Source organism: Acidocella sp. C78 (genome assembly GCF_907164655.1).
On sequence record NZ_CAJQZK010000004.1, the window covers coordinates 26,164 to 50,161 of the forward strand.

General features: G+C 68.1%; 25 protein-coding genes. 18 read left to right on the forward strand and 7 right to left on the reverse strand.

The features are described 5' to 3' along the window. The first annotated feature begins 157 nt into the window (after positions 1-157). The 6 genes from ectA to ACIDOCELLA78_RS000000100710 all read left to right on the forward strand — a co-directional run bounded on the left by ectA (position 158) and on the right by ACIDOCELLA78_RS000000100710 (position 6,193). The gene (gene ectA, locus ACIDOCELLA78_RS000000100685; RefSeq protein ID WP_201728055.1) at positions 158-652 is read left to right on the forward strand and encodes a diaminobutyrate acetyltransferase; all 495 of its coding nucleotides are present in this window, start codon (positions 158-160) and stop codon (positions 650-652) included. An 11-nt stretch (positions 653-663) separates the two neighbouring features. Further along, entirely contained in the window at positions 664-1,968 is a 1,305-nt protein-coding gene (gene ectB, locus ACIDOCELLA78_RS000000100690; protein ID WP_201727948.1) for a diaminobutyrate--2-oxoglutarate transaminase, read from the forward strand. Positions 1,969-1,998: 30 nt separating this feature from the next. Next, positions 1,999-2,397, forward strand: coding sequence for an ectoine synthase (locus tag ACIDOCELLA78_RS000000100695; protein ID WP_201727949.1), 399 nt, complete (start codon positions 1,999-2,001; stop codon positions 2,395-2,397). Between the two features lie 25 nt (positions 2,398-2,422). Next, positions 2,423-3,358 (forward strand): ectoine hydroxylase, encoded by a 936-nt coding sequence (gene thpD, locus ACIDOCELLA78_RS000000100700; protein ID WP_249675172.1) that lies wholly within the window; start codon positions 2,423-2,425, stop codon positions 3,356-3,358. Then, positions 3,355-4,821 (forward strand): aspartate kinase, encoded by a 1,467-nt coding sequence (locus tag ACIDOCELLA78_RS000000100705; RefSeq protein WP_201727950.1) that lies wholly within the window; start codon positions 3,355-3,357, stop codon positions 4,819-4,821. The genes thpD and ACIDOCELLA78_RS000000100705 overlap by 4 nt, the downstream gene beginning before the upstream one ends. A gap of 142 nt (positions 4,822-4,963) precedes the next feature. Further along, complete coding sequence (locus tag ACIDOCELLA78_RS000000100710; protein ID WP_201727951.1) at positions 4,964-6,193, forward strand: MFS transporter; 1,230 nt, start codon at positions 4,964-4,966, stop codon at positions 6,191-6,193. Positions 6,194-6,203: 10 nt separating this feature from the next. Here ACIDOCELLA78_RS000000100710 and ACIDOCELLA78_RS000000100715 read toward each other — a convergent pair whose 3' ends face one another. From ACIDOCELLA78_RS000000100715 to ACIDOCELLA78_RS000000100735, 5 genes are read right to left on the reverse strand one after another with little or no spacing between them, the layout of a single operon-like run. Beyond that, a complete protein-coding gene (locus ACIDOCELLA78_RS000000100715) occupies positions 6,204-6,809 on the reverse strand; it encodes an ABC-type transport auxiliary lipoprotein family protein (RefSeq protein WP_201727952.1) in 606 nt (201 codons plus the stop codon). Continuing rightward, positions 6,806-7,795 (reverse strand): MlaD family protein, encoded by a 990-nt coding sequence (locus ACIDOCELLA78_RS000000100720; RefSeq protein ID WP_201727953.1) that lies wholly within the window; start codon positions 7,793-7,795, stop codon positions 6,806-6,808. The genes ACIDOCELLA78_RS000000100715 and ACIDOCELLA78_RS000000100720 overlap by 4 nt, the downstream gene beginning before the upstream one ends. A 22-nt stretch (positions 7,796-7,817) precedes the next feature. Next, positions 7,818-8,567, reverse strand: coding sequence for an ABC transporter ATP-binding protein (locus ACIDOCELLA78_RS000000100725; RefSeq protein ID WP_201727954.1), 750 nt, complete (start codon positions 8,565-8,567; stop codon positions 7,818-7,820). Further along, positions 8,564-9,649, reverse strand: coding sequence for an ABC transporter permease (locus tag ACIDOCELLA78_RS000000100730; protein ID WP_201727955.1), 1,086 nt, complete (start codon positions 9,647-9,649; stop codon positions 8,564-8,566). The genes ACIDOCELLA78_RS000000100725 and ACIDOCELLA78_RS000000100730 overlap by 4 nt, the downstream gene beginning before the upstream one ends. Beyond that, a complete protein-coding gene (locus tag ACIDOCELLA78_RS000000100735) occupies positions 9,646-10,260 on the reverse strand; it encodes a YjbE family putative metal transport protein (protein ID WP_201727956.1) in 615 nt (204 codons plus the stop codon). The genes ACIDOCELLA78_RS000000100730 and ACIDOCELLA78_RS000000100735 overlap by 4 nt, the downstream gene beginning before the upstream one ends. A gap of 96 nt (positions 10,261-10,356) precedes the next feature. On the opposite strand from ACIDOCELLA78_RS000000100735, the gene purB reads away from it, so the two are divergent. Together purB and ACIDOCELLA78_RS000000100745 are read left to right on the forward strand one after the other, a co-directional pair. Beyond that, entirely contained in the window at positions 10,357-11,694 is a 1,338-nt protein-coding gene (gene purB, locus ACIDOCELLA78_RS000000100740; RefSeq protein ID WP_201727957.1) for an adenylosuccinate lyase, read from the forward strand. Between the two features lie 13 nt (positions 11,695-11,707). After that, on the forward strand, positions 11,708-12,427 hold the full coding sequence (locus ACIDOCELLA78_RS000000100745) for an NRDE family protein (RefSeq protein WP_201727958.1): 720 nt from the start codon (positions 11,708-11,710) through the stop codon (positions 12,425-12,427). Positions 12,428-12,493: 66 nt separating this feature from the next. Here the strand turns inward: ACIDOCELLA78_RS000000100745 and ACIDOCELLA78_RS000000100750 are convergent, their stop codons facing one another. After that, a complete protein-coding gene (locus ACIDOCELLA78_RS000000100750; RefSeq protein WP_201727959.1) occupies positions 12,494-13,987 on the reverse strand; it encodes a CoA-acylating methylmalonate-semialdehyde dehydrogenase in 1,494 nt (497 codons plus the stop codon). A 29-nt stretch (positions 13,988-14,016) separates the two neighbouring features. Between ACIDOCELLA78_RS000000100750 and ACIDOCELLA78_RS000000100755 the strand changes: the two genes are divergently transcribed. The 3 genes from ACIDOCELLA78_RS000000100755 to ACIDOCELLA78_RS000000100765 all read left to right on the forward strand — a co-directional run bounded on the left by ACIDOCELLA78_RS000000100755 (position 14,017) and on the right by ACIDOCELLA78_RS000000100765 (position 16,641). Next, positions 14,017-15,345 carry a Zn-dependent hydrolase gene (locus ACIDOCELLA78_RS000000100755; protein ID WP_201727960.1) on the forward strand — a complete coding sequence of 443 codons (1,329 nt, stop codon included), beginning with the start codon at positions 14,017-14,019 and terminating at the stop codon, positions 15,343-15,345. 87 nt (positions 15,346-15,432) lie between these two features. Continuing rightward, positions 15,433-16,017, forward strand: coding sequence for a Spy/CpxP family protein refolding chaperone (locus tag ACIDOCELLA78_RS000000100760; protein WP_201727961.1), 585 nt, complete (start codon positions 15,433-15,435; stop codon positions 16,015-16,017). Positions 16,018-16,137: 120 nt separating this feature from the next. Beyond that, the gene (locus ACIDOCELLA78_RS000000100765; protein ID WP_201727962.1) at positions 16,138-16,641 is read left to right on the forward strand and encodes a DsrE family protein; all 504 of its coding nucleotides are present in this window, start codon (positions 16,138-16,140) and stop codon (positions 16,639-16,641) included. Between the two features lie 114 nt (positions 16,642-16,755). On the opposite strand, the gene ACIDOCELLA78_RS000000100770 is transcribed toward ACIDOCELLA78_RS000000100765, so the two are convergent. Further along, the gene (locus ACIDOCELLA78_RS000000100770; RefSeq protein ID WP_201727963.1) at positions 16,756-18,588 is read right to left on the reverse strand and encodes a heavy metal translocating P-type ATPase; all 1,833 of its coding nucleotides are present in this window, start codon (positions 18,586-18,588) and stop codon (positions 16,756-16,758) included. 158 nt (positions 18,589-18,746) lie between these two features. On the opposite strand from ACIDOCELLA78_RS000000100770, the gene ACIDOCELLA78_RS000000100775 reads away from it, so the two are divergent. From ACIDOCELLA78_RS000000100775 to ACIDOCELLA78_RS000000100805, 7 genes are all read left to right on the forward strand, one after another. Beyond that, a complete protein-coding gene (locus ACIDOCELLA78_RS000000100775) occupies positions 18,747-18,998 on the forward strand; it encodes a hypothetical protein (protein WP_201727964.1) in 252 nt (83 codons plus the stop codon). Between the two features lie 4 nt (positions 18,999-19,002). Then, positions 19,003-19,779 (forward strand): enoyl-ACP reductase FabI, encoded by a 777-nt coding sequence (fabI, locus tag ACIDOCELLA78_RS000000100780; RefSeq protein ID WP_201727965.1) that lies wholly within the window; start codon positions 19,003-19,005, stop codon positions 19,777-19,779. 34 nt (positions 19,780-19,813) lie between these two features. Continuing rightward, positions 19,814-20,308, forward strand: coding sequence for a poly-beta-hydroxybutyrate polymerase N-terminal domain-containing protein (locus ACIDOCELLA78_RS000000100785; RefSeq protein WP_249675174.1), 495 nt, complete (start codon positions 19,814-19,816; stop codon positions 20,306-20,308). Then, positions 20,194-21,627 (forward strand): alpha/beta hydrolase, encoded by a 1,434-nt coding sequence (locus tag ACIDOCELLA78_RS000000100790; RefSeq protein ID WP_249675176.1) that lies wholly within the window; start codon positions 20,194-20,196, stop codon positions 21,625-21,627. The genes ACIDOCELLA78_RS000000100785 and ACIDOCELLA78_RS000000100790 overlap by 115 nt, the downstream gene beginning before the upstream one ends. A 12-nt stretch (positions 21,628-21,639) precedes the next feature. Then, a complete protein-coding gene (locus ACIDOCELLA78_RS000000100795) occupies positions 21,640-23,055 on the forward strand; it encodes a bifunctional enoyl-CoA hydratase/phosphate acetyltransferase (RefSeq protein WP_201727966.1) in 1,416 nt (471 codons plus the stop codon). Positions 23,056-23,069: 14 nt separating this feature from the next. Continuing rightward, positions 23,070-23,420: a carboxymuconolactone decarboxylase family protein gene (locus ACIDOCELLA78_RS000000100800; RefSeq protein ID WP_201727967.1), complete on the forward strand. Its 351-nt coding sequence runs from the start codon at positions 23,070-23,072 to the stop codon at positions 23,418-23,420. Positions 23,421-23,491: 71 nt separating this feature from the next. Beyond that, entirely contained in the window at positions 23,492-23,995 is a 504-nt protein-coding gene (locus tag ACIDOCELLA78_RS000000100805; protein ID WP_201727968.1) for a prepilin peptidase, read from the forward strand. Positions 23,996-23,998: the final 3 nt, after the last annotated feature.

Consider the following 23,998-nt stretch of genomic DNA (forward strand, 5'->3'; position numbering starts at 1 on the left):
TTGAACGAATTCATAAAAAACTTGAAAAAGGCGCAAGATTTCTTATCCTATCGCAAGCAGGGTCGCCGAGCGCGGCATCATACGACATAATACTGCTTCGGAGGTTAAAATAATTTTGGGCCATATCGATCATCTTGCGGCACCGTGCGGCAGCGCGGTGTCGTTGCGTCGGCCAACCGCTGCCGATGGTCCGGCGGTGACCGCATTGATTGCGGACTGCCCGCCGCTCGATCTCAACTCGGCGTATTGCAACCTCCTGCAATGCACGGACTTCGCCGAAACCTGCGTGATCGCGGAACGCGAGGCGACGGTGGTGGGGTGGATTTCGGGATATCTGCCGCCCTCCGACCCATCGCGTATCTTCGTCTGGCAAGTCGCGGTGTCGGCCGCTGCGCGCGGCATCGGCCTTGGCGGGCAGATGCTCGACGCGCTGCTCGATCGCCCGGCGATGGCCGGCGTCCGCGCCCTTGCGACGACCATTACCGAAGGGAATACGGCCTCGTGGCGGCTGTTCGAGAGCCTCGCCCGACGGCGCGGCGCTTCCTTCGTCCGCGCGGTGCGGTTCGACCGCGCCACGCATTTCGCCGGCCGCCACGACTCAGAGTTCGAGGTGACGATCGGCCTGCCCCGACCCGCCAGCGACCAAGCATGAAAGGACATCATATGACCGACCTGCCGCGCCCTTCCCGGCGCAAGCCGGATACCGCGATCTATGAGCGCATGGAGTCGCGGGTGCGGAGCTACTGCACCGCGATCCCGCGGCAGTTCACGCGGGCCGAAGGCGCCTGGCTGCATGACAGTCAGGGCGGAAGATATCTCGACTTCCTCGCCGGCTGCTCGTCGCTGAATTATGGCCACAACCATCCGGTGCTGAAACAGGCCCTGATCGACTACATCGCCCGCGACGGCATTGCTCACGGCCTCGATTTCCATACCGACGCCAAGGCCGATTTCCTCGACGCGCTGGAGACCGTGATCCTGAAGCCACGCGGCATGGACTATCGCGCCATGTTCGTCGGCCCGACCGGGACCAACGCGGTCGAGGCCGCGCTAAAGCTTGCCCGCAAGGTGACCGGACGGCAGACCGTGATCGCCTTCACCAACGGCTTCCACGGCATGACGCTCGGCGCGCTCGCCTGCACCGGCAACGAGGGCAAGCGCGGCGGCGCCGGCGTGCCGCTCGCTCATGTCAGCCACGAGCCCTATGACGGGTATTACGGCCCGGAGATCGATACCGCCGACCTGATCGAGCAGCGCCTTGCCGACGGCTCCTCCGGCCTCGATGCGCCGGCGGCGTTCCTCGTCGAGACGGTGCAGGGCGAGGGCGGGCTGAACGCCGCCTCCGCCGGATGGCTGCGCAAGATCGCCGCCCTCGCGAAGCGCCACGGCGCGCTGCTGATCGTGGACGACATCCAGGCCGGCTGCGGCCGCACCGGGCGCTTTTTCAGTTTCGAGGAAATGGGCATCCGCCCCGACATCATCACCCTCGCGAAGTCGCTCTCCGGCATCGGGTCGCCCTTCGCGCTGACCCTGTTCCGCCCGGAACTCGACCAGTGGAAGCCCGGCGAGCATAACGGCACCTTCCGCGGCAACAACCACGCCTTCGTCACCGCCGCCGCCGCGATCCGCCATTTCTGGAGCGACGGCGCCTTTGCCGCCGACATCACGAGGCGCGGTGACCTGCTTGGCCGCCGGCTTGATGCGATCGCGGCGCGGCACGGGATGAGCACGCGCGGTCGCGGCATGATGCGGGGCATCAATGTCGGCACCGGCGAGATGGCCGACCGCATCACCGGCATCGCCTTCCGCGAGGGGCTGGTGATCGAGACCAGCGGCGCCGATGGCGAGATCGTCAAGGTGCTGGCGCCGCTCACCATCGATGACGACCTTCTGGCGGCCGGGCTCGACATTCTCGAAACCGCCGTCGATGAGGCCGCCGCGCCCACCTACAGCATTGCCGCCGAATAACGCCAGGCGACAGCAAGCAAGGAGCAGAACATGATCATCCGGACTCTGAAGGAGGCGCAGGCCTCCGAGCGAAAGGTCGTCACCGATGGCTGGGACAGCGTGCGCATGCTGCTGCGCGACGACGGCATGGGTTTCTCGTTCCACATCACCACGATGTACGCGGGCAAGGAATTGCGGATGCATTACAAGCATCATCTCGAATCGGTCTTCGTGCTGAGCGGGGAAGGGACGATCGAGGATCTCGACGCCGGCGAGACGCACGAGCTGAAGCCGGGCGTGCTCTACGTGCTCAACAAGCACGACCGCCACGTGGTCCGGCCCAAGACCGATATCGTCACCGCCTGCGTGTTCAACCCGCCGGTTACCGGCCAGGAAGTGCATGACGCATCCGGCGCCTATCCGCCCGCCCCGGTCGGCAAGGCCGCCTGAGATCCTGGTCCGCAACGAACGAAACGTGGGAGAACAGACAATGGACGATCTCTACCCGTCGCGCCGCGAACCCACCCCCTCGCTGCTGCCGCGCTATGATCCGGTGGTGCATGGGCGCTGGGCGCCCGGTGCCCCGTTGAGCGACGAACAGACGGGGTTCTACGACATCAACGGCTATCTCGTGCTGGAGAACGTGTTCGATCCGGCCGAGATCGCGCTGTTGCAATCCGGGTCGATGGACCTGCTGGCCGATCCCGCCGGGCTCGACCGCGAGACCATCATCACCGAGCGCGGCAGCGACGAGGTGCGCTCGATCTTCGCGATCCACGCGCAGAACGAACTGCTCGGCCGTCTCGCCGCGGATTCGCGGATTGCCGGGGTGGCGCGCTTCCTGCTGGATGACGATGTCTACATTCATCAGTCGCGGCTGAACTACAAGCCGGGTTTCGATGGCAAGGAATTCTACTGGCACTCCGATTTCGAGACCTGGCATGTCGAGGACGGCATGCCGCGGATGCGCGCTCTGTCGATGTCGATCCTGCTGGCCGAGAACACCGCGAATAACGGCCCGCTGATGGTCATTCCCGGCTCGCACCGCAAATATCTCACCTGCGTCGGCGAGACGCCGGAGAACCATTACCGCGCCTCGCTCAAGAAGCAGGAATATGGCGTGCCCGACCGCGAGATGCTGACGGCGCTCGCCAGCGATCATGGCATCGTCGCGCCGACCGGCAAGGCCGGCACCGTGGTGCTGTTCGACTGCAACACGATGCATGGCTCGAACGGCAACATCACGCCCTTCCCGCGCTCGAACGCGTTTTTCGTGTTCAACGCGAAGGCGAACAGCCTGGTCGAGCCGTTCGGCCCGAAGACGCGGCGGCCTGAATTCATCGCCGATCGCGATTTTCGGACTGTGGATATCGTGGCGGGTCCGCTGGTGCGGCGCGAGCGCGCGGCATGAGCATTGCCCCGAGTGTCGAGAAGATCGGCGGCACGTCGATCACGGCGACGGACGCGGTTGTCGGCAACGTATTGATCGCCGGCCGCGCCGGCCGCGATCTCTACCAGCGGATCTTCGTGGTCTCGGCCTATGGCGGGATCACCGATCTGCTGCTGGAGCCGAAGAAGAAGACCGATGCCGCGAAGCCGCCGGGGCTCTTTGCGAGCTTCGCCGCCGATGGCGACAAGGGCGACTGGCGCGACGCGCTGGAAGCGGTCGCCGCCGCGATGCGCGCCCGCAACGAGGAGGTATTCGGCACGACGGCGGAGCGCGCCGTCGCCGACGATTTCGTCGCTTCCCGCATGAGCGAGACCCGCGCCTGCCTCGACGATCTCGACAGCCTGCGCGGCCACGGGCATTTCCGGCTCGACGAACCGCTCGCCACCCTGCGCGAGCTGCTCGCCGGGCTTGGCGAGGCGCATAGCGCGCACAATACCGCCCTGCTGCTGCGCGCCCGTGGCGTCAACGCAGCCTTCGTCGACCTGACCGGCTGGCAGGACGGGCGCAATTTCGACCTCGAGGAGCGGATCCGCACCGGGCTGGACGGGCTCGATCTCGCGACCACCCTGCCGATCGTCACCGGCTACGCGAAATGCGCGGATGGCATGGTCCGCAAATACGACCGCGGCTATACGGAGATGACCTTTGCCCGGCTCGCCGTGCTCACCGGCGCGCGCGAGGCGATCATCCACAAGGAGTTTCATCTCTCCAGCGCCGATCCGAAGGTCGTCGGCGTCGGCAAGGCGCGCAAGATCGGCCGCACCAATTATGACGTGGCCGACCAGCTCGCCAATCTCGGCGTCGAGGCCATTCACCCGGGGGCGGCGCGTGGCCTGCGCCAGGCGGGCATCCCGCTGCGGGTGCGCAATACGTTCGACCGGCACGACGAGGGTACGCTGATCTGCGCCGACTACGTCTCTGCCGCGCCGCGCATCGAGATCGTCACCGGCATCCGCGAGGTCCGCGCGCTGCAGTTCTTCGAGCAGGACATGGTCGGCAAGAAGGGCTATGACGCCGCAATCCTCGACACGTTGACGAAACACCGCGCGCGTATCGTCAGCAAGTCGTCCAACGCCAACACCATCACCCACTACCTCGCCGCCGGCGGGCCGACGGTTCGGCGGGTGATTGCCGATCTTGAGGCGCGCTTCCCGAATGCCGAGGTCTCGGCGCCACGCCTGGCCATGGTCGCGCTGATCGGCAGCGATCTCAGCGAGGAGGGCTGTGTCGCCCGCGCGCTGGGCGCGCTCGGCGCGGCGGGAATCGGGGTGAAGGCGATGCAGCATCAGATGCGCAATGTCGATATCCAGTTCATTCTGGATGCCGACCGGTTCGATGACGCGATCCGTGCCCTGCATGGGGAGTTGGTGGAATGTCGAGCGGTGGAGGATGGCGAAGGTCGGAAGCTTCGTGCGGCTGCCTGATCGCGTATCCGTGCGAATCTGACCCGCGCACGCGGCATTGACCACGGCAAAATCCGCGCCTAGGCCGAAGTTCAGCTTTCGGGACGGAGCATCGTTTTCCGTCGCGAATCCGCGGCGCTGCGAGGCAGGAAGGTAAGATCTGATGGTTGCTTCGCTGGTTTCCGTCCGCAGCCTGCTTCTTTCCATCTTCATGCTGATGGCCGGCAGCGGCTTTCTCTCGACGCTGATGAGCCTGCGGCTCGAGGCGACCGGGACGACACAGTTGCTGATCGGCCTGATCGGCACCGCCTATTTCGCCGGGCTCACACTCGGCGCGCTCCGCGCGGGGCGGATCATCGAGCGGGTCGGTCACATTCGCGCCTTCACCGCCTTCGTATCGCTGTTCTCTGCGAGCACGCTGGCATGCACGATCTGGCAGGATTTCAGCTTCTGGGCGGTGCTGCGCTTCGTCGAGGGCATATCCCTCGCCGGCGTGTTCATCTGCATCGAAAGCTGGCTGAACGAAAGAGCGACGCCGCAGACCCGCGGCGCCATTCTCGCCTTCTACATGGTGGCGCTCTATGCCGGGCAGGGGGCCGGGCAATTCCTGCTCGACCTCGGCAATCGCGCCCCGGCGCTGCCGTTCATCGCAGCTTCGATCCTGTTGTCGCTCGCCGTGATCCCGATCGCGCTGACCCGGCTTCCCGGGCCGGTACTGGGCGTTTCGACGCCGCTTTCCTTCCTCAGGCTCTACCGGATTTCCCCGCTCGGCATCTTCGGGGCGGCGATGACCGGGGTGATGCTGGGCGGCTTCTACGCGCTCGGCGCGATCTACGCCCATGGGCTCGGCATGGCCCGGTCGCAAACCGCGCTGTTCATGAGCGTGGTGATCATGGGAGGCGTCGTGCTACAGGTTCCCATAGGTCGCCTCTCCGACCGGTTCGACCGCCGCAAGGTCATCATCGGCACCTTCGCCGGGGCAGGGATCGTCAGCGTGATACTCGGCGCGCCGATATGGCCGCCCGGGGTGGTGGATGCGCTGGGGTTGCTGTTCGGCGGGCTTGTCTTCACCCTCTATCCGCTTTGCGTCGCCCATACCAACGACTTTCTGGACCCCGAGCAGCGCGTGGGCGCAAGCGGCGGTCTTGTGCTGGTCTATTCAATCGGTGCCGCGATCGGGCCGGTGATCGCAGCCATTGCGATGACACGGACCGGCCCGGGCGGATTGTTCATCTTTCTCGCGCTCGCCGCACTTGCCGCCGTCGGCTTCGGCGTCTGGCGGCAGCGGGTGCGTGAGCCGGTTCCGAACGAGCAGCAGCAGCCTTATCAAATCCTCACGCGCACCACGCCGATCGTCGCCACTCTTGATCCGAACACGCCGGAAGAGGGTTGAGCGGCCGCGATTACCGGAACCGCCCGACCAGGGTGACTGCCTGACGCAGCACGCTGGCGAGGGCGCCGCGCTGCGCCGCAACCAGGTCTTCCGGCGTTATGCCAACGAGCGGCGCCGAGGCGGCAAGGCGCCGCTGCGCCAGCGGCCTGTCGCCGATGCCGACCGGCTTTGCGATGACAAGGGTCAGCGCCGCGCGGGCCTCGCCTCGCGCGGGCGCGGCGAGCAGCGTATCGAGCGTGCCGCCCACGGTCAGGTCCGCCGTCACCGATGATCCATCCCCGACCACCGCGGCGAAATCGCCCGAGGCCTGGAGCCAGGCGATCAGCGCGGCGGTCGCCGCATCCGCCGGCGCCGTGGCCCAGCGATTGTAGTAGCCACGATGGATGCTGCCATTGGCTTCGAGCGTGATCAGCCCGCGATCGGTCAGCACCGGGCCGGCATCGAGGCCATGCACCTTCACCACACTGCGCGAAGGGCGGGATGCCGCCCGGAGATCCGGAGGCGGAGCGAGCGGCCAGTCGATGCGCGGGCGGTAGGGTTGTTCCGACAGCACCGTGCCACAGCCGGCAAGCGCCAGCGGGGCTGCGAGGGCGAGGCGGCGGGAGATCGGGGTCATGGCGTCTCTCTCGGGGGTTCCCGGCCGCGCAGCACGGCGGCGGGATTGCGTTTCAGCGTATCGGACAGGTCTTCGAGATTCGCCGATGCCTGCTTCAGCGATTGCAGGATCGGCAGCATCTGCCGCTCGACCGTCGCTGTCGCCTCGTTGGCGTGGCGGATCGTTGCCTCCGACTGGGCAACCAGCGCCGGCATCGCCGCACTTGCCTTTGCAAGTGCCGTGCTGGTGGCTTCGAGCTGCTGCAGGATTTCGCGGGTCTGCGTGCCGTCGGCCAGGGTGCGCATCGAGCGGGTCGTCGCCGGCAGGTCGGCCAGCTTGACCTGCTGCTGCAACTCGACCAGCAGGCCGTTGGCATTGACGAGCGCGTCATGAGCGCTGCCGGTGGTCAGTTCGCGGTTCACCGTGCTGATCATCGAGGTGAGGGTATCGATCGTCTGGCCGAGCTTCACGTTGCGCATGTTGTTGAGCAGGCCCTGAACCGCGTCCTGCACCTCGGTCAGCGTGCTCGGCACCGAGGGGATGACAAGGTGATGCGGCGTCCACGGCACGGTTTGCGGCGGATTGGTCTGAGCGTTGACGAAGCTGAGTTCGAGATAGGCAAGGCCGGTGATGCCCTGCGGTGCGACCTGCACGCGCAGCCCGTGCCGGATCGCCTCGCGGATGTCGGCATCGCGGCCGAGCTTGCTCGGGTCGATCCGGTACTGGACCACCACCTGATGATAGACCTTGCGGTTGAGGTTCTTCTGATCGGGCGGCGGATATTCGGCGGCGACAAGTGCTATGGCGGTCACCTTGCCGATGGTCACGCCGCGGAACTTTACCGCCGAGCCGACATCGAGCCCCTGGACCGATTCCCGGAAATAGGATTCGTAGACGGCTCCGCGCTGGAACATGTTGCCAGACAGCAGGAAGACCAGCCCGATCAGCACGACGACGGCGCCGATCACGAACAGGCCGGTGCGCAGCGCGGCGCCTCTGGGTTCCATCAGCGTTCTCCCGTGATCCGGCTCATGCGGGATCCTCCTCGCGGTTAAAAAATGCGCGCACGCGCGGATGCGCGGCCTCGGTCCGGAGCTCGCGCGGCACGCCGAGCGCGATCATGCCGCGCGCGTCCCGATCGAGCATCAGGCAGCGGTCGGCGATCGCGAAGATCGAGGCGAGTTCGTGGGTGATCACGACGAAGGTGCATCCGAGGGCGGCGCGCAGGTCGAGAATCAGCCGGTCGAGCCCGGCGCCGGTAATGGGGTCGAGCCCGGCGGAGGGCTCATCCAGAAACAGGATCGGCGGGTCGAGCGCGAGCGCGCGGGCGATTGCGGCGCGCTTGGCCATGCCGCCGGAAATCTCCGCCGGCAGCCGGTTCGCCGCCTCCGCGAGGCCGACCAGCGCGAGTTTCACCCGTGCGATTTCGGCGCGGGCGGCGGCCGGCAGGTCGGTGAAGACGGTGAGCGGCAGCATCACGTTCTCCAGCAGCGTCATCGAGCCGAACAGCGCGCCGGACTGGAACATCACCCCGATCTCGCGGCGGACGGCTTCAACCTCCGTCACCGTGTCGTGCCCGGCGACGCTGATCCGCCCTTCGGTTGGGCGGAGCAGCCCGATCATCTGCTTGAACAGGGTGGACTTGCCGCAGCCCGAGCCGCCGAGCACGACGAATACCTCGCCGCGCGCGACCTCGAAACTTACGTTCTGGAAGATCACCCGCGCATCGAAGCTCTGCGCCACACCTTCGACGCGGATGGCCGGCGCGTCGGCGTTCACTGGCCGAGCCTGTAAAGGATCACCGCGAACAGCCCGTCGAGCAGGATGGTCGCGACGATGCCGCCCACCACCGCCGAGGTCGCGGCCTCGCCCACCGCGCGCGGCCCGCCCCCGGCGGTCAGCCCGGCGCGGCAGCCGATCAGCCCGACCGCGGCGCCGAAGACAACCGATTTCATCAGCCCGAGCAGCACGTCGTGCGGGCTGGTCGCCATCTGCATCTGCGCGACGATCGCCGAGGGCGGAAAGCCGAGAATGCCCATCACGAAGCCCATGCCGAGCACGCCAGACACGTCGATCCCGAGGGCGAGCGCCGGCATCACCAGCATCGCCGCCGCCATCCGGGGAATGACGAGCATGGTGCCGGGGTCGATCCCCATCGTGGTCAGCGCCGCGACCTCCTCGTTCACCATCATCGTGCCGAGTTCGGCGGCGAAGGCCGAGCCGGTGCGCCCGGCGAGAATGACGGCGGCGAGCAGCGGGCCGAGTTCGCGGAACAGCGAGAGCGAGACCAGGGCGGCGACGTAGATATCGGCGCCGAACTGGCGCATCGGGATCGCTGACTGGAAGGCGAGGATCATGCCGATGAGAAAGCCGAGCATGATCACCAGTGGCAGCGCCTGCGCGCCGGCGCGCTCGGTGATGCGATAGAAATTGCCGCCGCGCAGGAAGCGCCGCCGCCCCGGCAGGCCAGCCGTGGCAAGAATGGTTTCGCCGAAAAAGGCGATGCGCACGCCGAGAGTCCGCAGCGGTCCCCGCGTTTGTATCGCGCGCGGTGAGGGTGGCGTGCCGGTCTCGGGCAGGGCGGCGCGCAGCCGGGCGATCAGGCCCTCGGCCGCCGGCGTCACCCCCTGCCAGCGGGTTTCTCCCGCATGGCCGCGTTCGAGGGCGAGCAGCAGGGCCGCACCCGATGTGTCGATCCGTGCCGCGCGCGAGAGGTCGAGCGTCATCACCCCCTGTGCCGCGCGGGCGACGGCAATGGCGCGGGGCCAGGCCTCGGTCAGCGCGGAGGCGGTGAGCGGCCCGGTCAGGGCAATCACCGGTCCGTCCGCGCCGCTGGAAATCTCGACCGCGGCCTCGCTCATCCGAACCAGCCCGGAAGGTGCCAGCCCAGATGCGTCGCTACCTGAAGGATGCCGCCATGGATCATCTCAAGTGCGACATATAGGACGATCGCGAGCCCGACCCAGACCAGCCAGCGCCGTTTCGTGAGCAGACGTGCGACGAAGTTGGCCGCGATGCCCATCAGCACCACCGAAACCAGCAGGCCGGCGGCGAGCAGGGCGGGGTGGTCGCGCGCCGCCCCCGCGACCGCCAGAACGTTGTCGAGGCTCATCGAGATGTCGGCGATGATGATCCGTAGCGCCGCGTCGCGCAGCTTGCCAGGGGCTTCGCTTGCCGCCTCATCCGGCCGGCGGTTGAACTCCCGCCAGGATTTCCAGACCACGTAGAGCAGCAGGATGCCGCCCGCGAGCGTCAGCCCGATGATCGCCAGTAGCCGGAGCGCGACCAGCGCGAGGGCGATGCGGATCACGGTTGCCGCCGCGACGCCGATCAGGATCGCCTGTTTCTGCTGCGCCTTGGGTAGCCGCGCCACGGCCAGGCCGATGACGATCGCGTTGTCGCCCGCGAGGACGAGGTCGATCATCAGAACCTGCGCGAGCACCAGCGCATCGGCGAGCATCAATTCCATCATGTCGGGTTCGCGGAGCCGGCCGGTCTTGTCAACCGGACGGCCCCGGCCCAAAACGGCGCCGCGCCGGCCGCCGGCCTGGAAGATGGGAGAATTTCGATGGTTCCGCGTTACGCCCGCCCGCAGATGGTCGCGATCTGGCAGGAATTGAACCGCTACCGGATCTGGTTCGAGATCGAGGCGCTGGCCGCCGAGGCGATGGCCGCCACCGGCGACGTGCCGGCCGAGGCCGCGCGCACCATCCGCGAGAAGGGCGGCGCGCGCATCGCCGCGATGACCGAGGCCGATGTCGAGCGTATCGCCGAAATCGAGCGCGAGACCCGGCACGACGTCATCGCCTTCCTCACCTGGCTGGCCGAGGGGGTGGGGCCGGACTCCCGCTTCGTCCATCTCGGCATGACCTCGTCGGATGTGCTGGATACCTGCCTCGCCGTGCAGCTCACCCAGGCGAGCGATCTGCTGCTGGAGGGGATCGACGCGGTGATGGCGGCACTCAAGCGCCGGGCGATCGAGCACAAGCTGACGCCGACCATCGGCCGCAGCCATGGCATCCATGCCGAGCCGACCAGCTTCGGCCTCAAGCTCGCCGGCCACTATGCCGAATTCGCCCGCAACCGCGCCCGCCTGCTCGCCGCACGCGAGGAGATCGCGACCTGCGCGATCTCCGGCGCCGTCGGCACCTTCGCGCATCTCGACCTCTCGATCGAGGCGCATGTGGCCCAGAAGCTCGGCCTGCGACCCGAGCCGGTCTCGACCCAGGTGATCCCGCGCGATCGCCACGCCGCCTTCTTCGCCGCCCTCGGCGTGATCGCCTCCGGCATCGAGCGGCTGGCGACCGAGGTGCGCCACCTGCAGCGCAGCGAGGTGCGCGAGGCCGAGGAATTCTTCCATCCCGGGCAGAAGGGCTCGTCGGCGATGCCGCACAAGCGCAACCCGGTGCTGTCGGAAAATCTCACCGGCCTCGCCCGCATCGTGCGCGGCTACGTGGTGCCGGCGATGGAGAACGTCGCTCTCTGGCACGAGCGCGACATCAGCCACTCCTCGGTCGAGCGGGTGATCGGGCCGGATGCGACGATCACGCTCGATTTCGCCCTGCACCGGCTGGCCGGCATGATCGAGAAGCTTACCGTCTATCCGGAGCGGATGACCGAAAACATCGAATCGCTCGGCGGCGTCGTGCATTCGGGCGAGGTGCTGCTGCTGCTCGCCCGCGCCGGAATCTCGCGCGAGGATGCCTACCGGATCATCCAGCGCAACGCGATGGCGACCTGGACCGCGCTCGGCCAGCCCGATTTCCGCCGCTTCCGCGACCATCTGCTGGCCGACCCGGAAGTGGCCGGCCGGATCAGCCCGGAAGCGATCGACGCGGCGATGGACCCGCGCCTGCATCTCGCCCGGGTCGATGCCATTTTCGACCGGGTGTTCGGATCGCACTGACCGGCGGCGCGCGATGTGCTCGCTGATCCTCTCGTTCCTGCCGGGGGATGCCTGGCCGGTGGTGATCGGCGCCAATCGCGACGAGATGCTGGCGCGGCCGTGGGACCCGCCGGCCGCGCACTGGCCCGACCGCCCGGGCGTGATCGCCGGGCGGGATCGCACCGCCGGCGGCACCTGGCTCGGCCTGAACCGTCACGGCGTGGTCGCCGCCCTGCTCAACCGTACCGGCAGCCTCGGCCCCGCGCCGGACAAGGCGAGCCGGGGCGCGCTGCCGTTGATGGCGCTGGAGGAAGCCTCGGCTTCGGCGGCAGCGGCGCGGCTCGCCCGGCTGGATGCCGGGCGCTACCGCAGTTTCAACCTGCTTGTCGCCGATGCGGCCGGCGGGTTCGTGCTGCGCGGCCTGGAGCGCGGCGCACCGGAGGCGATGCGGCTTGCGCCCGGCATCACCATGATCACCGCGCACGACCCGAACGATCCGGACAGCCCGCGCATCGCCCGCTATCGCGGCGCGTTCGAAGCCGCTTCCCGCCCCGATCCCGCCGCCGATGCGTGGGAGGCCTGGCGGGTGTTGCTGGCGGACCGCGCCGCGCCGGCCGACACCGCGCTCAATGTCGGCCCGCGCGGCGGGTTCGGCACCGTATCCTCGGCGCTGATCGCCCTGGGCAACGCAACGCCCCGCTTCCTTTTTGCCGCGGGGCCGCCTGACCACGCAGCGTTCGCGCCGGTAATCTGAGGCCCGCCGGGCCGGGGAAGGGCCGGCACCGGGCCGGCCCTTCGACACTCGGATCGATGACCCTGCCTACCTCATGGTCGGGATCGCGAATTCAGCACCGGCGCGGATGCCGGTCGGCCAGCGCGAGGTCATGGTCTTCAGCTTGGTGTAGAAATGCACGCCTTCATGGCCGTGCATGCCGTGATCGCCGAAGGCCGAGCGCTTCCAGCCGCCGAAGGAATGGAACGCCATCGGCACCGGGATCGGCACGTTGATGCCGACCATGCCGACCTCGATCTGGTCGGCGAAGCTGCGCGCGGCGTCGCCGTCGCGGGTGAAGATCGAGGTGCCGTTGCCGAATTCGTGCTCGTTGATGATCTTCACCGCGCCATCGAAATTCGCTTCGCGCACGACCGAGAGCACCGGGCCGAAGATTTCCTCGCGGTGGATCTTCATCCCCGGCCGGACGTTGTCGAACAGGGTGGGGCCGACGAAATGGCCGTCCTCGTGGCCTTGCAGTTTCAGCCCCCGGCCATCGACGACGAGGCGCGCGCCTTCCGCCACCCCTGCCTCGATATAGGATTCGACCTTGGCCTTGTGGTCCCTGGTGATCAGCGGCCCCATCTCGGCCTCGGGGTCGAGCCCGGGGCCGACTTTCAGGCTGCGTGCCCGGCTGGCGATGCGCTCGACCAGCGGGTCGGCAATGCAACCCACCGCGATCGCGACCGAGATCGCCATGCAGCGCTCGCCGGCCGAGCCGTAGGCGGCGCCGATCAGCGCGTCCACCGCCTGGTCGAGATCGGCGTCGGGCATGACGATCATGTGGTTCTTGGCGCCGCCCAGCGCCTGCACGCGCTTTCCGTGATGCGAGGCGGTGCGGTAGATGTGCTCGGCGATCGGCGTCGAGCCGACGAAGCTGACGGCGGCGATGCGCGGATCGGTCAGCAGCGCGTCGACGGCGGTGCGGTCGCCGTTGATCACGTTGAACACGCCGGCGGGCAGGCCGGCTTCCTTCAGCAGTTCGGCGAGCAGCAGGCCGGGTGACGGGTCCTTTTCCGAGGGCTTGAGGATGAAGCTGTTGCCGCAGGCGATCGCCATCGGGAACATCCACATCGGCACCATCACCGGGAAGTTGAACGGCGTGATGCCGGCGACGACGCCGAGCGGCGCGCGGAACGAGTAGCTGTCGATATTGGTGCCGACATTGCGCGAATAATCGCCCTTCAGCAGCTCGGGAATGCCGCAGGCGAATTCCACCACCTCGAGCCCGCGCACGACCTCGCCGGCGGCGTCGGAAATGACCTTGCCGTGTTCGAGCGTGATCGCCTTGGCCAGTTCGTCCTTGTGCTGCTCGACGAGTTCCTTGAAGCGGAACATGATCCGCGCGCGGCGCAGCGGCGGGGTCGCGGCCCAGGCGGGGAAGGCGGCGCGCGCCGTGGCGATGGCCGCCTCGATTTCCGCCGCCGTCGCGACCGCAACCGCGCCGCTCTGCGCGCCGGTCGCCGGGTTGAACACCGGCAGGCGCTCCGCCCCGGCACCCGCAATGCTCTCGTTGTTGATGAAATGACCGATTGTCTTCATGGCGTATCCCCGTTTTCTGTTGCGTCATAATGTTCCGCGTCGGCGCAGCGGCGCAAGGGGCGGTCTTGCGCGCGGGTGGGGCCGGAGGCCATCATGCCGGCATGACGCAGAACACGAATTACCGGATCAATGGCGCTCGCCTGTGGCACGCGCTGATGGACATGGCCGAGATCGGCGCGACGCCGAAAGGCGGGGTCAACCGCGTGACGCTGACCGAGGTGGACCGCGCGGGCCGCGCCCGCTTCGCCGAATGGTGCGCCGCCGCCGGACTCGGCCTTCGCACCGATACGATGGGCAACATGTTCGCCCGCCGCGAGGGGCGCGACCCCGACCGCTTGCCGGTGATGTTCGGCTCGCATCTCGACAGCCAGCCCACCGGCGGCAAGTTCGACGGCGCGCTCGGCGTTCTTGCTGGGCTGGAGGTGATGCGCACGCTCGACGAACTCGGCATCGTCACCGAGGCGCCGCTCGAACTGGTCAACTGGACCGACGAGGAAGGCTGCCGCTTTGGCCGTGCCATGATGGGCAGCGCGGTCTGGGCGGGCGTGCAGCCCGAGGCGGCGATCCGCGCCCTGCGCGACGCGTCGGGCGTTACCGTCGCCGAGGCCCTGGCCGCGATCGGCGCCGAGGGAGACGAGCCAGCGACCCATCGCCCGGCGGATGCGTTCTTCGAACTGCATATCGAGCAGGGGCCGCTGCTTGAGGCCGGGGGCGAGGCGATCGGCATCGTGACCGGCGCGCAGGCGCAGGTCTGGTTCGACATTGTGCTGACCGGCCGCGACTCCCATGCCGGCACCACCCCGCCCGCCGCCCGCCGCGACGCGCTGGCCGGCGCCGCCGAGATCATTCTCCTGGTCGAACGGTTGATGCGCGACTGCGGCGAGCAGGGGCGCGGCACGGTCGGGCGGCTGAGCGTTCATCCGAACTCGCCCAATGTGGTTCCCGGCGAGGTGTGTTTCGCCGCCGAGTTCCGCAATCCGTCGGATGCCGAGATCGTCCGCCTCGCACGGGAATTCCCCGAACAGGCGGCGGCCCTCGCCGGGGCCCGCGGCCTCGAAATCGTGATCACGCCCGTCTTCCGGGTCGAGGCGACGCCGTTTGATCCCGCTTGTGTCGACCTTGTGCGCGCAGCCTGCCGGCAACGCGGGCTGGCAGCACGGGAAATGGTCTCCGGCGCGGGGCATGACGCCGTGCATCTCGCCCGCGTGGTCCCGAGCGCCATGATCTTCACGCCCTGCAAGGACGGGCTGTCGCACAATGAGGCGGAGTCGATCACCGAGGCCGAAGCCGAGGCCGGCGCGCAGATCCTGTTCGACGTGGTGCTGGCCCGCGCCAACCGGCAGATCACGGTCGCTTGATTAAGGTCAACGACCCCGGCGAGGCCGGCGGCTAGCTTTCCGACGTTACGGGGGCGGCATGCCTCCGCAGACGAAAGGAGCACGCCGATGGCGATGAAATGGAAACTGGCGGCAGCCTCTGTCCTGCTGGCCGCGGGAACCGGGCTGGCGGTGGCGCAGGGGCCCGGACCCGGTGGCTATGGGCCTGGCATGATGTGGGGAAATGGGCCGGGCCCCGGTGCCTGGAGCGGCGGGGCGGGGCGGCGATTTTCCGCCGCGCGGCTCGATGGGCTGCGGCAGACCCTGAAGATCACCACAGCCCAGCGCCCCGCCTGGGATCACTACGTCAAGGCCGTGATGGATGCGCACGAGCAGGCCTGGAACGGCATGCGATCGGCGATGCAGCCGGGCGCGATCATGAATCTCACGCCCGACCAGCGCTTCGCCTTCATGCAGGACATGCTCGATCTTCGGAAAAAGACGTTCGAAAGCGAGAAGTCGGCTGCCCAGGCCCTGCTGCCCCATTTGAGCGAATTTCAGCAGGGCCAGGCGAGCATGGTTCTGCCGGGTCTGGCGCCGGCCGGCTATGGTCTCGGGTATGGTCGCCATCGCTTCGGCGGCTGGGGCATGATGGGCGGATTTGGCGGCGGGGGCGGCCCGGGGATGACGGGTTTCGGGCCAGGCCGGCCATAAGGGCGCGAGGCCTTCCGCGCGTTCGCCAGATCTCCCGCTTTTCTGTTGTCTTCGCCACCCTGACGGCCGATATGCTGACCGGCACCATTTCGGGTGATCACATCAGAGGAGGATCTGCCGATGCGGATCAAGCGTATCGCGTCACGCGCCGTGGCGGTTCTGGCCACGGTGCTGGCGCTGGCCGTCTCCGGCGGTATGGCCCGCGCCAATCCCTCGATGCTCGGCACCTTCGATTTCGATCATCCGGCGTTTCTGCACGCGAACCCGGCGGCAACCCGTCACGTGGTGATCCAGGTCAGCGCAGCGGCGCCGGGCCATTGGCTGATGGCGCTGAACAACGCGCAGAACCTCCTCGCGGCGCTGGGGGCGCGAAAGGTGCAGATCGTCGTGGTGGCGTTCGGGCCGGGGGTAAAGATGCTCCTGGCCGGTTCGCCCGTGGCGCGGCGGGTGGCGGCACTCGATGCGGAAGGGGTCGAGTTCGACGCGTGCCACAACACGATGGCGGCGATGGCCCGCCATCTCGGCCATATGCCGAAGCTGGTGCCGCAGGCGGTGATCGTCCCGGCGGGCGCGGAGCGTATCGTCCAGCTCGAAGCCCATGGCTTCGCTTACCTCAAGCCATAGGCGAACGCTTGCGATCCGCGGCATCTGTCGGCGGCGATGGCTTGTCGCGCGACCGCACCGGCAGATGTCCCGGCTGCCCGCCCCTGGAGCTTGCGCGTGGATTTCGGGCCGGGTTCAGCTTCCCGATCCCAGCGCGCGCAGCGCGTTGAGGATCACCGCGACGTCGATGGCCTCCTGCAACAGGGCGCCGGCAACCGGCGGAAGATAGCCGGCGGCGGCAGCGGCCATCGCAAGCAATGAGAGCCCCATGCCCGCGACGATCGACTGCAGCGCGATGAGCCGGGCGCGGCGCGCGATGGCTACAGCCTCGGCGATGCGGTCGAGCCGGTCGAGCATCAGCACCACCTCGGCGGCCTCGGCTGCGGCAGCGGTGCCGCGGGCGCCCATGGCAATGCCGACATCCGCCGCCGCCAGCGCCGGAGCGTCGTTGATCCCGTCGCCGACCATCATCGTCGTGCCATGCGCGCGTTCCTCTCGGGCGCGCTCGATCTTTTCAGCGGGCGACAGTCCGGCATGGACCGCGTCAAGACCCAATTCGGCGCCGGCCCGCGCCGCCGGTTCGGCGCGGTCGCCGCTCAGCATCACGATGCGGTGGAAGCCAAGCTGGCGAAGCGATGCGATCAACGGTTTCGCGTCCGGCCTGATCGCGTCGGTCAGCATGATCGCGCCCGCCGGCACGCCGTTGACGGCGACCCAAGCGGTTGCCGCCGCGCCATTGGCCTGTTCGGCGACGTGATTGTCGCGCGGCAGTTGTATTCCCGCGATCTCGAACATCCTGGCGCCGCCCACCATGACGAGATCGGCGCCGACCTGGCCGGACAGGCCGAGACCGGGCATTTCGGTCACGTCAGCGGGCGTGGCCAGCCGGCCAGCCGCTCGCCCGGCGGCGACGATCGCCCCGGCCACGCCGTGTTGGGAGACCTGTTCGAGCGAGGCGGCGAGGCGCAGCAAGTCCGTTGGGGCGAAACCGTCGAGTGCCGCGACGCCGGTGAGCGACGGGGTGCCGGCGGTGAGTGTGCCCGTCTTGTCGAACAGGGCGATGTCGGCGCGCGCCAGGCGTTCCAGCGCGCCGCCGCCCTTGACGATCACCCCGCGCCCGGCCGCCCGCGAAATGCCGCAGATCAGCGCGACGGGCGTCGCCAGGATCAGCGGGCACGGTGTGGCGACCACCAGCACGGCAAGGGCGCGCAGCGGGTCGCCGCTGGCCAGCCAGGCGGCGGCGCAGACCGTAAGCGTGAGGGTGAGAAACCCGAGCGCCCAGCGATCGGCGAGGCGGGCCATCGGCGGGCGCTCCCGTTCGGCAGCGGCAACCAGCCTGATCACCGCGGCATAGGTGCTCGCCTCGGCGGTCGCCGTGGCGCGCAGGGCGATCGGTCCGCCGGCGTTCAGCACACCACTCCGCACCGCTCCGCCTGCCTGCCGTGACACCGGCAGCGGTTCTCCGGTCAGGGCCGACTCGTCGAGCGTGGCGGCGCCCTGCAGCGTGCCATCGACCGGGACCACCTCGCCGGGCTTGACCAGAAGGTTGTCGCCAATGGCGACAACTCCGGCGGGAATGTCCTCGATCGCGCCATCGGTGTGGCGGTGCGCCGTTGTCGGGGTGCGCTTGACCAGTGCCGAGAGTTCGCGCCGGGCACGCGCCCCCGCATAATCCTCGAGCGCCGCGCCGCCCGCCACCATGCCGGCGATGATCACGCCGGCGAGGTGCTGCCCGAGAAGCACCGAGCCCAGGATGGCGAGGAGGGCGATCAGATCGACCCCCAGCATGCCGCGAAGCACGCCGATGGCGAAATCGGTGGCAACCTCGGCCGCCACCAGCAGTGCCGGCGCGATCCACAACCCGGCGGCGAGTTGATCGAACCCGGCGGCACGCGCTGCAAGGCCAAGCGTGAACCCCGCCCCGACTGCGATCGGCGCAGACCGCCGCAGCGCCGCGCGCCATCCCATGCCGTCTCCTGTTCACCCGGCGGTGCCGGGGCTGCGCCGGGATTCCCTCCGCGACATGATGAACATATCGGGACAATGTCGTCCCCGGCTTGACCTGCATCAAGGACGCCGGCGACTCTGCATGAGATCACGAGACGCCTGAAAAAACGGAGGGTACGATGACCAGCACTTTCGAGGCGCATCGGATGGGCAAGGGAGCCGATGTGTTCCTTGTGTCGAGCCTCTCGCCGGTAATGTTCGAGACGATCGCCGGCAGCATGATGCGCGTGGCCGAGGCGGAATTCGCGCTGATGCAGGCCATAATGCAGGCGCAGTTCGGCATGATGGAGGCCATGTTCCGCATGGGCGTTCCTGCCGGAGAGCGGGTGGGGCGCGCAGCCGGGCGGGAGAGTGGCCGGGCGGCGGCCTGAGCCGATGGCGGAAGCCGTTGTTGATCTCTCAGGCAAGGTCGGGCTTGTGCTCGGCATTGCCAATGAGCATTCGATCGCCACGGGCTGCGCCCGCGCTTTCGCCGCCGCCGGCGGACGATTCTGCGCCACGTATTTGAATGAGAAGGCGAAACCCTTCGTCGAGCCCGTCACGCGTGACATGCCCTGCGAGATGTTGCTTCCTTGCGACGTCCAGCAGGAGGGGGCGCTGGAGACCGTGTTCGACACGATCGCCCGCCGCTGGGGCAAACTCGATTTCGTTCTCCATTCCATTGCCTTCGCGCCGAAGGCCGATTTGCGCGCCCGGCTTGCCGACTCCTCCGCCGCCGGCTTTGCCCAGGCGATGGATGTTTCGTGCCATTCCTTCATCCGCTGCGCGCGGCTGGCCGAGCCGCTGATGCGCGCCGGCGGGGCGCTGCTCTGTGTGTCCTACGAGGGATCGGTCCGCGTGGTCGAGCATTACGACCTGATGGGGCCGGTGAAGGCGGCGCTGGAATCGAGCGTGCGCTATCTCGCCGCCGAACTCGGCCCGCGCGGAATTCGTGTCAACGCCCTCTCGCCCGGACCGATCGCCACGCGGGCGGCAAGCGGAATCGACCATTTCGACGACCTTCTGGCCGAAGCGGCGCGACTTGCGCCGGAGCGCCATCTGGTAACGATCGAGGATGTCGGCGCGCTTGCCGCCTTTCTGGCCTCTCCTGCCGCCACCAGGATCACCGGCGCGGTTGTGCCTGTGGATGGCGGACAGCACATCATGGCGTGACATGACCCGGATACCTGCAAGGATAATCAGACCCGTGAGCACCGAAACCAGCCGCAGCCGATCAGGCGCCCGACCGAAACCGCCCGCCGAGGCACTCAAGCCGTCACCCCTGCCGCCGCCAGTGCTGCCCGCCTCGATCGCGCCGCATGAGCCTGTTTCGACGACGGATGCGCTGGACCGGTCGCTGCATGCGGCGGAGGCGCGGCTCACCGCTGGTCTGGCGCCCGCCGGCATCGCGCTGGCCTGGCGCGACTGGGCCGTGCATCTGGCGAACCAGCCCACGCGGCGGATGGACCTGGCCCGGCGCGCCATGGAGGATTGGGCGGCGGTCTGGCGTGTGGCGCTCGGCCTTGAGGAGGCCGTCACACCGCCCTGCGACAATGATCATCGTTTCGATCATCCCGCTGGCAGGACATGCCGTATCGGCTCTACAAGGAATACTTTCTCCGAGTCGAACGCTGGTGGCACGATGCGGCGACCGGCATCGCCGGGGTCGATGCCGCCCATGAGCGTATCGTCGATTTCATGATCCGCCAGTCGTTGGATGCGATCGCACCCGCCAACCTGCCGATGCTCAACCCGGAGGTGGAGCACGCGGCCCGCGAAAGCCACGGCGAGTCGATCCGGGCCGGGCTGCGTAACCTGCTCAAGGATACGGAAATCGCCCTGAACCATGAGAATCGGCTGCCGCTCGCGCCGGGACGCGATGTTGCGATCACCCCGGGGAAAGTGGTCTACCGCAACCGGCTGATCGAGCTGATCCAGTATTCCCCGACGACGGGTGAAGTGCGGCCCGAACCGGTGCTGATCGTCCCGGCCTGGATCATGAAATATTATATCCTCGATCTCTCGCCGGAGAACTCGCTGGTCCGTTATCTCGTTGGCCAAGGCTATACGGTGTTCATGATGTCCTGGCACAATCCGGACAAGGGCGATCGCGATCTGACCCTCGATGACTACCGTGCCGATGGCGTGATGGCCGCGCTCGATGCCGTCAGCGCCATCACCGGCGCGCTCAAGATTCACGCCACGGGATATTGCCTGGGCGGCACACTGCTCTCCATCGCCGCCGCCGCGATGGCCCGCGATCATGACAGCCGCCTCGCCTCCGTCACGCTCTTTGCCGCGCAGACCGATTTCACCGAGGCTGGCGAACTCCAGCTCTTCATCACCGAGGCGCAACTCGCCTTCCTTGAAGACCTGATGTGGCAACATGGCTATCTCGATACCAAGCAGATGGCCGGCGCCTTCCAGATGCTGCGCTCGAACGACCTGATCTGGTCGCGGATGATCCGCCGCTACTTCATCGGCGAGCAGGAGCATCCGAACGATCTCATGTCCTGGAACATGGACGCGACGCGCATGCCCTATCGGATGCACGCCGAATATCTGCGTCATCTGTTCCTGCATAACGACCTCGCCGAGGGGCGGCTTTCGGCCGGCGGCCGGCCGGTCGCCATTGGCGATATCGATGTGCCATTCTTCGTCGTCGGCACCGAGCGGGACCATATCGCGCCCTGGCATTCGGTCTACAAGCTGCACCTGCTCAACCGTGGCCCCATCACCTTCGTGCTGACGTCCGGCGGGCATAATGCCGGCATTGTCAGCGAGCCGGGTCATCCGCACCGTCATTACGCCAGTCTCCAGCGTCTTCCGGGCGAGCCCTATCTCGCGCCGGAGGCGTGGCAGGACGAGGCGCCGAAGCATGACGGTTCGTGGTGGCCGGAATGGGTCGCCTTCCTCGGCGCGCATTCCAGTCCGCCGGCCGCGCCGCCGCCGCTCGGCCGCGAGGAGGCCGGATATCCGGTGCTCGACGCAGCGCCTGGGCATTACATCCACGAACGCTGACCGGAGACCGACATGAACGATATCGGGCCGGCGCCCGCCCCCCTCGCGGCGCCGATGATCGAGAACCGCGTGTTCGACGAACTGAAAGTGGGCGACTCCGCGAGCGTGCGGCGCATCCTGCGGGCCGATGACATTGCCCTGTTCGCCTATATTTCCGGGGACATCAATCCGGCGCATCTCGACCCCGAATATGCCCGCGGTGACATGTTCCACCATATCATCGTCCATGGCATGTGGACGGCGGGCCTTATTTCGGCGGTGCTGGGCACGAAGCTGCCTGGCCCCGGCACGATCTATCTCGATCAGAGCTTGCAGTTCCGCGCCCCGGTCGGGCCGGGGGACGAGATTACCGCGACGGTGACGGTCACCGAACTTGAGCCGGCACGGCATCGGGTCACGCTTGCCTGCACGGCGGTCAACCAGTCGGGCACCGAGGTTCTGCGCGGCACCGCCCTCGTCGCCGCGCCGACCGAGAAGGTGCGGCGGCCGGCGATGCCGCTGCCGGAGGTTCGCCTCAGCCGGCACGAGCGGTTCAACGCCTTGCTGGGCGAGGCCCGGGCGCGCGGCCCGCTGGTCACCGCAGTGGTGCATCCCTGCGACGATGTCAGCCTGCGCGGCGCGCTCGATGCCGCCCGTGCCGGGCTGATCGTGCCCATCCTGGTCGGGCCCGAGGCGAAGATTCGCGCCGCCGCCGAAAAGGCCGGGCTCGATCTGGGAGATCTGCGGATCGAGCCGGTTCCGCACAGCCACGCCGCCGCCGCGCGCGGTGTTGAACTGGTCCGCGACGGTACGGCGAAGCTGCTGATGAAGGGCGCTTTGCACACCGACGAACTGATGCACGAGGTGATGCTGGCCGAGAACGGCCTGCGCACCGGGCGGCGCCTGTCGCATGTCTATGTCATGGACGTGCCGAGCTATCCGCGCCCGCTGCTGGTGACCGACGCGGCGATCAACATCGCCCCCGATCTCGCGACCAAGCGCGACATTGCCCAGAACGCGATCGATCTTGCGCGCGCTATCGGAATCGAGACGCCGCGCCTCGCCGTACTGTCGGCGGTGGAAACGGTGAACCCCGCAATGCCCTCGACCCTCGATGCCGCCGCACTCTGCAAGATGGGCCAGCGCGGCCAGATCACCGGCGGCATCATCGATGGCCCGCTTGCCTTCGACAATGCGGTGAGCGCGCGCGCGGCGGCGGAGAAGGGGATCGAGTCGCCGGTCGCCGGCCGGGCGGACATCCTGCTGGTGCCGGATATCGAGGCGGGAAACATGGTCGCGAAACAGCTTACCTTCCTGGCCGGGGCGGATGCGGCCGGCGTCGTCGTCGGCGCGCGCATACCGATTGTGCTGACCAGCCGGGCGGATGATGCCCGCACCCGTCTCGCTTCCTGTGCTGTGGCGCTGATGCTGGCCGGCACGCCCGGCTGAAGGGGGGAGATTCGATGATCGAGGACTGGCAAGCGCTGATCGGCGCGATGAATGGTGGCGTCGCCGACCTGCGCAAGGCGGCGCCGGAGGCGATGGCCGGCTTTTCCGCCCTGGCGAAGGCCGCCTGCGCCAGTGGCGCGCTCGACCGCAAGACGAAGGAGCTGATCGCGCTGGCGATCGGGGTGGCGACGCGCTGCCAGCCCTGCATCGCCTATCACGCGCAGGGTGCCGCGAGCGCGGGCGCCACCCGTGCCGAAATCGCCGAGACGCTGGGCATGGCTGTCTATATGGGTGCCGGCCCATCGGCGATGTATGCGGCCGAGGCGCTTGAAGCGTTCGACCAGCTGGCCGGATCGCCGCGTTAACCATTCCTTGGTCCGGGTCTGTCAGTTTGCGTCGGACGAGCCCCGGCGGGGCGCAAGCCTTGGAAGCCTGGATGGATCATGTGGTGCAGATCGCGATGCTCGTGCCGCTGGCGGTCGCCTGCTGGCAGGATCTGCTGCTGCGCCGCATTCCTGATGGCGTCTCGCTGGTGCTCGCCCTTGCCGGGGTGGCGCTGCGGCTTCGCGATGGCATCCAGCCTCTCGGTGTGAGCCTCGCCATGGCCGCGGTGCTGTTTCTGGCGCTGTTTGCGCTCTATTTGCGGCGGCTGGTCGGTGGCGGCGATGTGAAGCTGATTGTGGCGCTCGCCATTGGCTTCCCACCCCTGGCCCTTGCGGGTTTCCTCTTCGCGACGGCCCTCGCCGGCGGCGTTCTGGCGCTGGCCTATCTGGCGCTGCGCCTGGCGCGGCGGCCCTTGTTACCGGTCCCGCATGGCGCCGGACTGCTTCGCCGGCTGTGGGCGGCCGAGCGCTGGCGTGCCCGGAAGGCGGTCTTGCCCTATGGCATTGCCATTGCCGCAGGTGCCGCCTGGGTGCTGCTGCCCGCCGCGAGGCTTTGACTG

Excerpts from the sequence above, each read along its gene's own strand:
- ectB (WP_201727948.1), top strand. The coding sequence starts at position 664 with ATGACCGACCTGCCGCGCCCTTCCCGGCGCAAGCCGGATACCGCGATC.
- ACIDOCELLA78_RS000000100695 (WP_201727949.1), top strand. The coding sequence starts at position 1,999 with ATGATCATCCGGACTCTGAAGGAGGCGCAGGCCTCCGAGCGAAAGGTC.
- ACIDOCELLA78_RS000000100705 (WP_201727950.1), top strand. The coding sequence starts at position 3,355 with ATGAGCATTGCCCCGAGTGTCGAGAAGATCGGCGGCACGTCGATCACG.
- ACIDOCELLA78_RS000000100710 (WP_201727951.1), top strand. The coding sequence starts at position 4,964 with ATGGTTGCTTCGCTGGTTTCCGTCCGCAGCCTGCTTCTTTCCATCTTC.
- ACIDOCELLA78_RS000000100715 (WP_201727952.1), bottom strand. The coding sequence starts at position 6,809 with ATGACCCCGATCTCCCGCCGCCTCGCCCTCGCAGCCCCGCTGGCGCTT.
- ACIDOCELLA78_RS000000100720 (WP_201727953.1), bottom strand. The coding sequence starts at position 7,795 with ATGGAACCCAGAGGCGCCGCGCTGCGCACCGGCCTGTTCGTGATCGGC.
- ACIDOCELLA78_RS000000100730 (WP_201727955.1), bottom strand. The coding sequence starts at position 9,649 with ATGAGCGAGGCCGCGGTCGAGATTTCCAGCGGCGCGGACGGACCGGTG.
- ACIDOCELLA78_RS000000100735 (WP_201727956.1), bottom strand. The coding sequence starts at position 10,260 with ATGATGGAATTGATGCTCGCCGATGCGCTGGTGCTCGCGCAGGTTCTG.
- purB (WP_201727957.1), top strand. The coding sequence starts at position 10,357 with ATGGTTCCGCGTTACGCCCGCCCGCAGATGGTCGCGATCTGGCAGGAA.
- ACIDOCELLA78_RS000000100745 (WP_201727958.1), top strand. The coding sequence starts at position 11,708 with ATGTGCTCGCTGATCCTCTCGTTCCTGCCGGGGGATGCCTGGCCGGTG.
- ACIDOCELLA78_RS000000100750 (WP_201727959.1), bottom strand. The coding sequence starts at position 13,987 with ATGAAGACAATCGGTCATTTCATCAACAACGAGAGCATTGCGGGTGCC.
- ACIDOCELLA78_RS000000100755 (WP_201727960.1), top strand. The coding sequence starts at position 14,017 with ATGTTCCGCGTCGGCGCAGCGGCGCAAGGGGCGGTCTTGCGCGCGGGT.
- ACIDOCELLA78_RS000000100760 (WP_201727961.1), top strand. The coding sequence starts at position 15,433 with ATGGCGATGAAATGGAAACTGGCGGCAGCCTCTGTCCTGCTGGCCGCG.
- ACIDOCELLA78_RS000000100765 (WP_201727962.1), top strand. The coding sequence starts at position 16,138 with ATGCGGATCAAGCGTATCGCGTCACGCGCCGTGGCGGTTCTGGCCACG.
- ACIDOCELLA78_RS000000100770 (WP_201727963.1), bottom strand. The coding sequence starts at position 18,588 with ATGGGATGGCGCGCGGCGCTGCGGCGGTCTGCGCCGATCGCAGTCGGG.
- ACIDOCELLA78_RS000000100775 (WP_201727964.1), top strand. The coding sequence starts at position 18,747 with ATGACCAGCACTTTCGAGGCGCATCGGATGGGCAAGGGAGCCGATGTG.
- fabI (WP_201727965.1), top strand. The coding sequence starts at position 19,003 with ATGGCGGAAGCCGTTGTTGATCTCTCAGGCAAGGTCGGGCTTGTGCTC.
- ACIDOCELLA78_RS000000100790 (WP_249675176.1), top strand. The coding sequence starts at position 20,194 with ATGCCGTATCGGCTCTACAAGGAATACTTTCTCCGAGTCGAACGCTGG.
- ACIDOCELLA78_RS000000100795 (WP_201727966.1), top strand. The coding sequence starts at position 21,640 with ATGAACGATATCGGGCCGGCGCCCGCCCCCCTCGCGGCGCCGATGATC.
- ACIDOCELLA78_RS000000100800 (WP_201727967.1), top strand. The coding sequence starts at position 23,070 with ATGATCGAGGACTGGCAAGCGCTGATCGGCGCGATGAATGGTGGCGTC.
- ACIDOCELLA78_RS000000100805 (WP_201727968.1), top strand. The coding sequence starts at position 23,492 with ATGGATCATGTGGTGCAGATCGCGATGCTCGTGCCGCTGGCGGTCGCC.